Consider the following 12,446-nt stretch of genomic DNA (forward strand, 5'->3'; position numbering starts at 1 on the left):
CACTAAGGAAAGCTTCCTCGAACCTGCATCGCACGCAGGAAAAGCGAGCCAACGAGCTTCCACAGGATGTGGTGACTTCTGCGTTGCCCCCAGGACGTGGGCGATTTTAGCAGAAGTTCCCCTTCGATGTGTCATTTATACCGGACTTTTTGAACATCCTCTTAAAGGGGTTCTTAGAAAGCGTTGTTTTTGTTAGGTAGCGAAACTTCCTTCCTACTTGCTTAGAAAACTTGGTTGTCACCAAGCCTTTAGGTGACAGTCCTTAGTTGCACTTATGCAGTAAGAAAGTAGTTATACTTTCTTAACTGCCAAAAAAGATGAGAAAACCGAAATGTTTTCTCATCTTGTTATAATATACCACGCTACCCTGGTTATCCCTTACATGTTTCTTCGATATTGTCCACCTACTTCGTAGAGTGCGTTTGTAATTTGACCTAGACTTGCTACTTTGACTGTTTCCATCAACTCTGTAAAAATGTTTCCGCCTGAGGCTGCTACTTCTTTCAAGCGAATTAATCCAGCTTCGACATCGTCTTTATTTGTATGTTGAAACGTATGCAGCTCCTTAATTTGATGTTCCTTCTCTTCTGTTGAAGCTCTTGCCAGTTCCATAGATTCGGTTTGATCCTCTGCTGATTCGTTTGGATTCAGGTAGGTGTTCACACCGACGATCGGTAATTCCCCTGAATGTTTTTTGCCTTCGTAGTACATGGATTCTTCTTGAATTTTACCACGTTGGTATTGGCGCTCCATCGCACCAAGCACACCGCCGCGGTCATTCATTTTTTCAAACTCCTGCAGCACCGCCTCTTCGACCAGATCTGTTAACTCCTCCACAATAAACGATCCTTGCAGGGCATTTTCATTTTTCATTAATCCAAATTCCTTGCTAACAATCATTTGAATGGCCATTGCCCGACGAACAGATTCCTCTGTAGGAGTTGTGATTGCTTCGTCATAAGAATTCGTATGCAAGGAATTTGTATTGTCTTGAATGGCCAATAATGCCTGTAGGGTGGTGCGGATATCATTAAACTGAATTTCTTGTGAGTGGAGCGAACGTCCAGATGTTTGAACATGATACTTTAGCTTCTGACTGCGTTCATTTGCTCCATATTTATCACGCATGGCTGTTGCCCATATACGACGCGCTACACGGCCGATTACCGTGTATTCGGGATCAAGTCCATTTGAGAAGAAGAAGGACAGGTTTTGCGCAAATTTATTCACGTCCATTCCTCTGCTTAAATAATACTCGACATACGTAAACCCATTTGCCAGTGTGAAGGCAAGCTGTGTGATCGGGTTCGCACCGGCTTCCGCAATGTGGTAACCAGAAATCGATACAGAGTAATAATTGCGCACATCTTTATCGATAAAATACTGCTGAATATCACCCATCATTCGAAGGGCAAATTCGGTTGAGAAGATACATGTATTTTGTCCTTGATCCTCTTTTAAAATGTCTGCTTGAACCGTTCCACGTACAACTGACACTGTATCATCCTTGATTTTTTCATATTCCTGTTGGCTCGGTTCGCGATCGTTCTCTTCTTTAAACTTCTTGAGTTGCTGATCGATTGCCGTATTGAAAAACATGGCTAAAATAATTGGGGCAGGTCCATTAATCGTCATCGACACAGATGTTGTTGGATTGATTAAATCAAAACCATCATATAATTTTTTCATATCATCCAACGTACAAATGTTCACACCACTTTCGCCGACTTTCCCATAAATATCTGGACGTGGTGCCGGATCCTCCCCGTACAATGTTACCGAATCAAATGCCGTTGATAACCGCTTGGCATCTCCATCCTGTGATAAATAATGAAAACGACGATTCGTACGTTCAGGTGTCCCTTCCCCTGCGAACTGGCGAGTTGGATCTTCACCCTTACGTTTAAACGGGAAAACACCTGCTGTAAATGGGAACGACCCTGGTACATTTTCTTTTAACAACCAGGTCAATCGCTCGCCCCAGTCGGTAAAATTCGGGAAAGCTACTTTAGGTATTTTCGTTCCTGAAATAGACTCTGTGATCGTATCCATTTCGATTTCTTTCCCTCGTATTGAGAAAGTCATTTTATCTTGACTATAACTTTCCTTCGTCTCGTCCCAGGTCTCAAGTAGCTTTTTGACTTTGGGATCAAGCTCTTCCTGATACTGATCAAACGTTTGATCAATTATGTTCAAGGCATGTTGATCGTCCACGACTTCTTTTGTTCCATCTAGTTGAAAGAGTTTCCGCGCTATATTGCTTTGTTTTTCCGTGTATTCATGATAGTTCCGTATATGTGTAGCAATTTCGCGTAAATAATGACGGCGTTCATTTGTAATAATCATATTTTGCTTTTGGGAAATTGCATTTCGATTAAATCCAACCTCATCCGTCCAGCTGAATCTTTCATTCAATGAATCTACGACAGAGGCAAATAAAGCATTCATTCCAGCATCATTAAATTGGCTTGCGATTGTACCGAATACAGGGAATTTCTCCTTATCTTGTTTGAACAGCATATGGCTTCGTTCATACTGTTTACGTACTTGAGTTAACGAATCCTCCGAGCCTTTTTGTTCAAATTTATTAATAACAATGAAATCTGCATAATCAATCATATCGATTTTTTCAAGCTGAGAAGGAGCACCGAATTCAGCTGTCATCACATACATCGATAAATCTGTAATATCAGCAATCGCCGCATCACCCTGACCAATTCCACTTGTTTCAATAATAATGAAGTCATAGCCAGAAGCACGAACAACATCAAGTACATCATGAATAGATTTGGAGAGCTCACTACGTGAATCACGCGTTGCCAGTGAGCGCATAAACACACGGTCTGTGAAAATAGCATTCATACGAATACGGTCACCAAGCAGTGCACCACCTGTTTTCTTTTTTGTTGGATCTATGGAAATAATGGCTACTTTTTTATCTGGAATCTCATTCATAAAGCGACGAATCAACTCATCGGTTAACGAACTTTTTCCAGACCCTCCTGTTCCTGTAATACCTAATACAGGTGTATTTTTAGGTGTCTTCTCGCGTAAAGACTCGATTACATTCTGTTTTTCATCTGGGTCAATTTCATCGTTTTCCATGTAGCTGATGAATTTTGCTATAGACTTACGATCCCCTTGTCCGAGTTGCTCCTGATCCTTTTTCACATCAATCGGTGGGATAAAGTCACATTCCTCAATGACACGATTTATCATTCCTTGAAGTCCTAAATCACGACCATCTTCAGGGGAAAATATCCAGTACACCCCATAGTCATGAAGCTCCTTGATTTCACGGTGGATAATTGTTCCACCGCCACCTCCAACAACCTTAATATGATCTGCATCAAGTTCCTTTAATAGATCAATCATGTATTTAAAATATTCAACATGCCCACCTTGGTAAGACGATATCGCAATGCCTTGCACATCTTCTTGAATGGCGGCATGAACCACTTCTTCTACAGAACGATTATGACCTAAATGAATAACTTCTGCACCACTTGCTTGCATAATTCTGCGCATAATATTAATCGACGCATCATGCCCATCAAACAAACTTGTAGCCGTTACAAAACGAACAGGATTTACCGGTTTATAAATTTGTGCATGTTCCATAAATCAAGCTCCTCCCAACTTAAAGTGCATGTTTTTTAAAGTGCGTGTTCAAAAAGTCATTTTCAGCAGACTTTTCGAACATCCTCTTAAAGCGATTTCATTATTTATTGATGTTCCAATCAGATGACGTGCTATCAATCGCCAATCCTTTTAAAAGATAATGTATTTGTCTATCAATATAGGTTTCAAGGGTGAACTCCTTTTGTAGTATCCAACGTCTGAACCCCCACATTTGACCTTGAATAAAAATATTATTGGCTAATAGGTCTGCATCCAATTTAGAAATGTCGATCGGTAGGCAAGTGACAATAACACGTTCCAGCATACGAACCATGTCGCGTTCTTTTCGTAATACATAATCCTTGGATTCTTCTTTCAGCGACTTTACTTCCTGATACAATATAAGTACTTCCTCCTGCATGTCATCCATTAAACGAAAATAAGATTCTACCACGGAAACAAAGTTTTCAATAGACGGATGTTCTAAATCAATTTTCGCTTCCAGCCGGTCACGGACCTGATGGTGAATCGCATCAACAACGAGAAATAAAACATCCTCCTTTGTCCGAATATATTCATATAATGTACCGATGCTAAAGCCGGATTCTCTTGCAATTTCCCTTGTTGTCGTACGGTGAAAACCTTTTTCCTTAAAAAGCGTAATCGCTCCTTGAACGATTTGGCTGCGCCGTTTTTCTATTAGTTCCTGATCTTTTACAGAGGAAAGGATTTGGTCTTGTTTCATTTAACTTAGCTCCCCTCTTCCTTTTTCCATTTTTCGAACCAGTCACTTGCTAATTGATAAGGATCGCTCGTTGCTTCAATGGAAGGCAATTCTGCGTTATTATCGATAAAATACTTTACATCACGCCAAATTTCTTCACGAATAAGCTCGTATACTTCAAGCTCCTGTTGTCGGATGCGGCGATTTTCTCCTTCAGCAGTGCTGTATAGGTAGTCATAATGTTCTTTCATTTTTTCCCATAATTTGTCAATTCCCTTATTCTCTGTTGTAATCGTTTTGACGATGGCTGTTTCATGTTTCTCTGTAGCCGTCATCATAACCAGTTCCCTTAAAAGGGATTTCAATTTGCCAAAGCCTGGAAGGTCTGCCTTATTGATGATAAATAAATCGGCAATTTCCATAATCCCAGCTTTGAATATCTGCAAAACATCTCCACTGTTTGGTGTGAGCATCACAGCTGTGGTATCAACAATTTTCATGATATCAAGTTCCGATTGCCCAACACCAACCGTTTCCACGATTACAACATCAAATCCATATGCATCACACACACGGATCGCATCTTTTGTAGCTCGCGCCAAGCCACCTAAGCTTCCACGTGTCGCCATGCTGCGGATGTATACACCATCATCTGTGAAATGCTGATTCATACGGACCCGGTCCCCGAGTAATGCACCACCACTGAACGGGCTCGTCGGATCAACCGCAATGATCGCGACTGTTTTACCTTCATCGCGTATATGGGTGACCAAGCGATTTACCAGTGAGCTTTTCCCAGCTCCAGGTGATCCCGTAATTCCGACATAGCGCGCACCCTTTTTCAGCGAAAAAACATCACTGAGTAACTGGAGCTTTTCCGGATGATCATTTTCAATCATCGTAATTGCCCTAGCTAATGCGCGTATCTCTTTGTTCTGCATCCGTTGAACAATTTCGTGCATGACTTACACCCTTTCTACAATTTGACGCGAGGCTCTCCCGATTCGGCGGTACTGTCTCCCGGTTCGGTGCGCGGCTCTCCCGTTCCGAGTACTACTGCTACTCCACTCGCTATTTCGTCACCATTCTTCCAATAACCATACGTTGAATTTCATTTGTTCCTTCATAAATTTGGGTGATTTTCGCATCACGCATGTAGCGCTCTACGGGATAATCTTTCGTGTACCCATATCCGCCAAATACTTGGACTGCTTCTACTGTAATCCGCATCGCTGCATCTCCTGCGAATAATTTTGACATTGCAGATGCTTTTCCGTACGGTTTCCCTTGAGACTCTAGCCAAGCCGCCTGGTATGTCAGTAGACGTGAAGCCTCAATTTCTGTTGCCATATCTGCTAGCTTAAATGATATGCCTTGATTGTTCGCAATTGGTTTTCCGAATTGTTCCCGCTCTTTTGCATAATTTACAGATGCATCAAGTGCTCCTTGCGCAATTCCAAGTGCTTGTGATGCAATTCCGTTACGACCACCGTCAAGTGTCGTCATGGCTATTTTAAAGCCTTCTCCTTCAGCGCCGAGCATATTTTCCTTCGGGATACGGCAATTTTCAAATATGAGTTCTGTTGTTGGAGACGAACGAATTCCTAGCTTCTTCTCTTTTTTACCAAAGGTGAACCCCTCCGTTCCTTTTTCAACGATAAATCCACTAATTCCTTTATGTTTTGCATCGGCATCTGTTTTTGCAAATACAATATATATATCTGCAACACCACCATTGGTAATCCAGACTTTGCTTCCATTCAATATGTAGTCGTCCCCGTCTTCTTTGGCTGTTGTTTTCATTGCTACAACGTCACTGCCTGCTCCTGGCTCAGATAATGCATAGGCACCAAGTGCTTCTCCGGTAGCTAGACGAGATAGAAAGTTTTTCTTTTGTGCTTCTGTCCCGTACGTATACAACGGCCAACTTGCCAAGGATATATGCGCGGAGAGTGTTACACCTGTTGAGGCACACACGCGTGATAATTCCTCCACCGCAATACAATAACTCACATAATCGGAGCCAATTCCACCATATTCTTCTGGCCACGGGATTCCAGTTAATCCAAGTTCTGCCATCTTATCAAAAATTCCACGATCAAACCTTTCTTCCTCATCACGTTCTGCTGCCGTTGGTTCAACATCATTTACTGCAAAATCACGAACCATTTTACGCAACATTTCTTGTTCATCTGTTAATTGGAAATCCATAACGCTTCATCTCCTTAATCTTTTAGTAGGTTTTTTGCAATTACAATATGTTGGATTTCATTCGTTCCTTCATAAATCTCGGTAACTTTTGCATCTCGGAAAAATCGCTCTGCTGGATAATCTTCTGTATAACCATATCCACCGTATATTTGTACTGCCTCAATCGCTGCGTTCATCGCTGTTTTTGATGCATACATTTTTGCCATGGATGCCTCTTTACTACATGGTAGATCACGCTCAGCCATTGATGCAACATTATAGACTAATAGTTTTGCCGCTTCGACCTCTGTTGCCATATCTGCCAGTTTAAATGATATTCCTTGATTATTCGCAATTGGTTTGCCGAATTGTTCACGTTCTTTTGCATAGGCTATCGCATGTTCCAATGCTGCCTCGCCAATTCCTAGCGCTTGTGCGGCAATACCGATCCTTCCGACGTTCAGGTTAGCCATGGCAACGTTGAATCCATCCCCTTCATTTCCAAGAAGTTGCTCCTTGGGTATAACACATTGGTCAAAATTCAATTGAACCGTGCTTGAGCCATGTAGTCCCATTTTCTTTTCCTTTTTACCAATGACGAGTCCAGGTGTGTCTTTTTCCACAATGAATCCACTAATACCTTTTGGACCTTCACCCGTACGAGCAAATGTAATGTATGTATCTGCCATACCACCATTCGTAATGAATACTTTTGATCCATTTAAAATATAATGATCGCCGTCTTTCTTCGCTGTGGTCTTCATGCTCGCGACGTCAGAACCAGCTCCAGGTTCCGTTACAGCAAAAGCACCTAGGTATTCACCAGAAGCAAGCTTTGGTAAATAGTGATCCTTTTGATCCTCGGTTCCAAACTTAAGTATTGGATTTGTCCCAACAGATGTGTGTACAGATAAAATAACACCCAGTGTCGCACTTACTTTAGCTAGCTCGTTTATCGCAAGAATATAGGACGTATAATCCATGCCACTTCCGCCATACTTTTCAGGTATAGGAATCCCCATTAATCCAAGTTCACCCATCTTTTGAATAATTTCTTCTGGAAAGCGATCTTCCTGCTCCATTCGTTCCACTTCTTGTGCAACTTCTTTCTGGGCAAAATCTCGAACCATTTTACGCATCATTTCTTGCTCTTCTGTAAAATAAATATTCACCAGAGGTTGCTCTCCCTTCGTAAGTCATGTTTGTTATTATCTGTTAGAGGTTGTTAGTCATATAGGTAGAAACCTCGGCCGGATTTTTTCCCTAGCCAGCCTGCTTTTACATAGTTCCTGAGTAATGGACATGGGCGATATTTACTGTCGCCGAATCCGTCATGCAATACTTCCATGATGTAAAGACATGTATCCAGTCCAATAAAATCAGCTAAGGTTAGCGGTCCCATTGGATGATTCGTACCTAACTTCATGACTGTATCAATGTCTTCACGTGATGCAACGCCTTCGTGAAGCGTGAAAATAGCCTCATTGATCATCGGCATCAGAATACGATTGGATACAAATCCTGGAAAGTCTTCCACTTCTACTGGCGTTTTACTTAAATGGGTTGTCATCGTTTCAATCGCACCATAGGTTTCATCACTCGTTTGCAGTCCACGAATAATTTCCACCAGCTTCATTACTGGCACAGGGTTCATAAAATGCATGCCAATTACCTGATCCGCCCGCTTCGTTGCTGCGGCAATTTCTGTGATTGGGAGTGATGATGTGTTCGATGCTAATATCGCATGCTTTGGTGCCACCTCATCCAGTTCACCAAATACCTTTCTTTTCACGTCCATATTTTCAACAACAGCTTCAATCACCAGATCACACGACTCCGCATCCTTTAATTGTGAAGATGGCGTAAGTCGATTTAATGTATCCGATTTACTTTGAGCGGTTATTCTCTCTTTTTCAACGGCGCGCGTTAATATTTTGTCAATATTCTTCATTCCTTTATCAAGGTCGTCTTCATTCCTATCATTTACTAGCACATCAAATCCAGCTTGAGCACAAACCTGGGCAATTCCTGCTCCCATTTGTCCAGCACCGATGACCATCACTTTTTGTATTGCCATTAGTTGAATTCCTCCTTTGTTAGTTGGTCCTTTTCGCTTTACCTTTTGCGGCTGTCAAGAGGTGGATAAGGTATCGCCTTACCCCTTGCACCAGCACACCGGAAACGTCGTCTTATAGTTTAAGAGCCGTCCCCGAATGTGCGAGCGCACTGGTATCCGGGCGCGCTTCTATTCCTTAGGCACTTCGATTAACACAGCATCGCCCTGGCCACCGCCACTGCATATGGCTGCAATGCCTAGACCACCGCCGCGTCTTTTTAATTCGTAGATTAATGTTAAAATAATACGTGCCCCGCTTGCACCAATTGGGTGACCCAATGCGACTGCCCCGCCATTCACATTAACTTTCTCATTATCAATGCCGGCAATTTTCCCACTGGCCAATGAGACAGCTGCGAATGCTTCATTGATTTCAAATAAGTCAATTTCATCTTTGGCATGACCTGTTTTTTCCAATAATTTATTGATCACCAAGCCAGGTGTTTGTGGGAAATCTTTCGCTTCTACTGCTACTTCTGCATGACCAATCACTGTTGCCATCGGTGTCTTTCCTATTTCTGCAGCTTTTTCATCCGACATAACAACAAATGCACAGGCGCCGTCGTTAATTCCAGGTGCATTCCCCGCTGTAATCGTACCGTTGGGATCAAATGCTGGACGTAATTTTGCTAGTGTCTCTGGTGTTGTGTCCTTACGCGGTGCTTCATCCGTGTTAACAACGACTGGATCTCCTTTACGTTGCTTCACTTCCAATGGCGTAATTTCTTCCGCAAATTTCCCATCTTCAATCGCTTGGATTGCACGACTATGACTGCGAGCAGACCATTCATCCTGTGCTTCTCTTGTCAATTCGTATGCTTCCGCTGTTGAATTTCCATAATTACCCATATGAACCCCTTGAAACGAACAAGTTAATCCATCATGTACCATCATGTCTTTCACCGTTTTGTCACCCATCCGATTTCCCCAACGTGCATCTGGCAGAAAATAAGGTGCATTGCTCATGCTTTCCATTCCACCAGCTACAATTACCTCTTCATCACCTAAACGAATGAGCTGATCTGCCAATGTCACACTGCGTAAACCAGATGCACAGACCTTATTGATCGTTTCCGTTTTAACATCCCATGGAATACCTGCTTTTCGAGCTGCTTGACGTGACGGAATTTGTCCTTGGCCACCCTGGAGGACCGCCCCCATAATTACTTCATCAATTTGCTCCCCGCCTTCTAGTCCAGCACGGCGTAAAGCCTCTTCGATTGCTTTCCCCCCAAGATCGGATGCTGTAAATGGCTTTAGACTTCCTCCAAATTTCCCAAATGGTGTTCTTGCCCCTGAAACGATAACCGTTTTTCTCATGAATAACCGCTCCTTCTTTTTATTGGTAACGCTTTCCTATTATTCTATCATACATTCTAAACGATTTAATCATACCATTTGATTGAACGCTCGCTCAATTTATTTTCCAGAAAAGATTGCTAATGCCACTTATGACGCTAGCAATCTTTTCTGAATCTATTCTATGCTGTTTGTGCGTGTTCTTCTACGAAAACGGATAATGCTAGAATTTCTGCAACGTCCATTGTGCTGATATCTTCTTCAACGTCTTTTGCTTTTGTTCCATCACTTAACATCGTTAGACAGAATGGACATGCACTTGAGATCATCGTCGGTTCAACTTCCATTGCTTGTTCCGTACGCGCTTCATTAATACGGTTGCCAGTCGTATCTTCTGACCACATTAGTCCTCCACCTGCTCCACAGCACATTCCGTTCTCTTTGCTGCGTTTCATTTCAACCAGGTCCAGTCCAGGAATTGATTTTAAGATCTCCCTCGGTGGATCATATACGCCATTATATCTACCTAAGTAACAAGAATCATGGTAGGTTAATCGTTGGTTAATTTCCCGTTGTGGTTCTAGCTTTCCATTCATGACAAGGTCGTACATTAATTGCGTATGATGGTAAACCTCGGCTTCATAACCAAAATCCGGATATTCGTTCTTGAAAATATTATATGCGTGTGGATCGATAGTAACAATCTTTTTCACATTATTTTTTTCAAATTCTTTAATGTTTTTCTCCGCGATTTCCTGGAATAAAAACTCATTTCCGATACGACGAGCTGTATCGCCTGAATTTGCTTCTTTGTTCCCTAATATTGCAAAGCTAACGCCAGCTTTATTCATTAGTTTCGCAAACGCAATTGCAATTTTTTGACTGCGGCTGTCATATGCACCCATTGAACTTACCCAAAACAGATATTCGAAATCTTTATCTTCTTTTTGCAGTTCTTTTACTGTTGGGATATGAACAGACTCATCAATGTCACGCCATTTAATACGGTCTTTTTTGGATAGTCCCCAAGGATTTCCTTGACGCTCAATATTCATTACCGCACGTTGTGCATCAGGATCCATTTTACCTTCTGTCATGACAAGGTAACGACGCATATCAATAATTTGACCAACATGTTCATTGCTTACAGGACAAGCATCTTCACATGCGCGGCAAGTGGTACATCCGCTCAGTTCTTCTTCTGTAATAACGTCGCCAATTAAACTTGCAGATTGTACAGTTGCTGCTGCTTCGTTTGAACCGCTTGCTTGATTTCCTTGCGATCCCGAGAAGGCATATGCCGGAACCCATGGTGACTTCCCTGTTATGGCACCACCTTTTTCTGTTAAGTGGTCACGAACCTTAACCATGATATCCATCGGCGACAGCATTTTACCAGTTCCAGATGCTGGACAGACGTCCGTACAACGTCCACATTCTACACAGGCATAGAAATCAAGCATTTGATTCTGATCAAAGTCTTCTACTTTCCCAACACCGAATGAAATTTCTTCTTCACTTTCTTCATCGACTTCATCCATATTAAAATCGATTGTCTTTAATTTTCCTGGGACAGGTTTGCTAATAAATACGTTAATAGGTGCTGCAATTAAATGTGCGTGCTTCGATTGCGGTATATAGACTAAAAATGCAAGTATGGTAATGGTGTGTATCCACCAAGCCACAAAAAATGTAACCATTGCAACCGTTGGTGACATCCAGCCAAAAGCAAATGCTATTGAACTAGCAACTGGTTCGGTCCATGTGGTAGCTTCTCCATGCCAAATCATACCCATACCGTTTCCTATTAGTACGGACACCATCAAGGTTCCGATAAATATTAATACAACACCAGCTTTAAATCCACGTTTTAAACGGACAAGTTTTTCCACATAACGACGATAGAATGCCCAAACTACTGCTGCTAGAATCGTCAACGTTACAATTTCCTGGAAAAACACAAAGCCAGGATAGAAAATACCAAATGGTAAGTGATTACCTGGTGATAACCCTTTCACGAAAAAATCTATCGCACCAAATTGTACAAGAATAAAGCCATAAAACATCATGACGTGAATGATACCTGATTTTTTATCCTTTAAAAGCTTTGATTGTCCAAAAACTATGGTAACCACTCTACGTATTCGTTCTTTGAGTGCCCATTCAAACTCCGTTTTTTGACCAAGTCTAATATAGGAAACTCTTGTCGCTACAACTTTAGCGAATAAGTATAACGCGTAACTTGTTATGGCTATAAACGCCAACCAGTTAATCAACAAAAATGTATCCATCCGTGCTCCCCCTTTTAATCTAGTTTAACCGAAAATGATAACGATTGCATTTTTCGGAAAATAAAATATACATCTATAGTAAACGATGAATGATCATTCAGTCAACCTAATTTTAGGAATGTTTAACGAGTTACACAGGATTTCGAGATTCGATAACAGATCCGAATTGATTGGAGCGGTGAATTTGTTATCCAATCTCTTTCCT

The 12,446-nt window shown here is 41.7% G+C and carries 8 protein-coding genes; all 8 read right to left on the reverse strand.

Annotated elements, in window-relative coordinates; translation table 11 throughout:
• Positions 1-378: 378 nt before the first annotated feature.
• Positions 379-3,621 (reverse strand): fused isobutyryl-CoA mutase/GTPase IcmF, encoded by a 3,243-nt coding sequence (gene icmF / locus OLD84_RS17300; RefSeq protein ID WP_209463006.1) that lies wholly within the window; start codon positions 3,619-3,621, stop codon positions 379-381.
• 100 nt (positions 3,622-3,721) lie between these two features.
• The gene (locus tag OLD84_RS17305) at positions 3,722-4,366 is read right to left on the reverse strand and encodes a TetR/AcrR family transcriptional regulator (protein ID WP_209463005.1); all 645 of its coding nucleotides are present in this window, start codon (positions 4,364-4,366) and stop codon (positions 3,722-3,724) included.
• 5 nt (positions 4,367-4,371) lie between these two features.
• Positions 4,372-5,307, reverse strand: coding sequence for a methylmalonyl Co-A mutase-associated GTPase MeaB (gene meaB / locus OLD84_RS17310; protein ID WP_209463004.1), 936 nt, complete (start codon positions 5,305-5,307; stop codon positions 4,372-4,374).
• 109 nt (positions 5,308-5,416) lie between these two features.
• Positions 5,417-6,556 carry an acyl-CoA dehydrogenase gene (locus OLD84_RS17315; RefSeq protein ID WP_209463003.1) on the reverse strand — a complete coding sequence of 380 codons (1,140 nt, stop codon included), beginning with the start codon at positions 6,554-6,556 and terminating at the stop codon, positions 5,417-5,419.
• A 14-nt stretch (positions 6,557-6,570) separates the two neighbouring features.
• Positions 6,571-7,707 carry an acyl-CoA dehydrogenase gene (locus tag OLD84_RS17320; protein WP_209463002.1) on the reverse strand — a complete coding sequence of 379 codons (1,137 nt, stop codon included), beginning with the start codon at positions 7,705-7,707 and terminating at the stop codon, positions 6,571-6,573.
• Between the two features lie 53 nt (positions 7,708-7,760).
• Positions 7,761-8,612 carry a 3-hydroxybutyryl-CoA dehydrogenase gene (locus OLD84_RS17325; RefSeq protein ID WP_209463001.1) on the reverse strand — a complete coding sequence of 284 codons (852 nt, stop codon included), beginning with the start codon at positions 8,610-8,612 and terminating at the stop codon, positions 7,761-7,763.
• Positions 8,613-8,780: 168 nt separating this feature from the next.
• Positions 8,781-9,971 (reverse strand): acetyl-CoA C-acetyltransferase, encoded by a 1,191-nt coding sequence (locus OLD84_RS17330; protein ID WP_209463000.1) that lies wholly within the window; start codon positions 9,969-9,971, stop codon positions 8,781-8,783.
• Positions 9,972-10,132: 161 nt separating this feature from the next.
• Positions 10,133-12,241 carry a (Fe-S)-binding protein gene (locus OLD84_RS17335; protein ID WP_209462999.1) on the reverse strand — a complete coding sequence of 703 codons (2,109 nt, stop codon included), beginning with the start codon at positions 12,239-12,241 and terminating at the stop codon, positions 10,133-10,135.
• Positions 12,242-12,446: the final 205 nt, after the last annotated feature.

The organism is Virgibacillus natechei (assembly GCF_026013645.1).
GTDB lineage: Bacteria > Bacillota > Bacilli > Bacillales > Amphibacillaceae > Virgibacillus_L > Virgibacillus_L natechei.

Bases quoted from the DNA above. Each gene is read 5' to 3' on its own strand.
- icmF (WP_209463006.1), bottom strand. From the start codon at position 3,621: ATGGAACATGCACAAATTTATAAACCGGTAAATCCTGTTCGTTTTGTA.
- OLD84_RS17305 (WP_209463005.1), bottom strand. From the start codon at position 4,366: ATGAAACAAGACCAAATCCTTTCCTCTGTAAAAGATCAGGAACTAATA.
- meaB (WP_209463004.1), bottom strand. From the start codon at position 5,307: ATGCACGAAATTGTTCAACGGATGCAGAACAAAGAGATACGCGCATTA.
- OLD84_RS17315 (WP_209463003.1), bottom strand. From the start codon at position 6,556: ATGGATTTCCAATTAACAGATGAACAAGAAATGTTGCGTAAAATGGTT.
- OLD84_RS17325 (WP_209463001.1), bottom strand. From the start codon at position 8,612: ATGGCAATACAAAAAGTGATGGTCATCGGTGCTGGACAAATGGGAGCA.
- OLD84_RS17330 (WP_209463000.1), bottom strand. From the start codon at position 9,971: ATGAGAAAAACGGTTATCGTTTCAGGGGCAAGAACACCATTTGGGAAA.
- OLD84_RS17335 (WP_209462999.1), bottom strand. From the start codon at position 12,241: ATGGATACATTTTTGTTGATTAACTGGTTGGCGTTTATAGCCATAACA.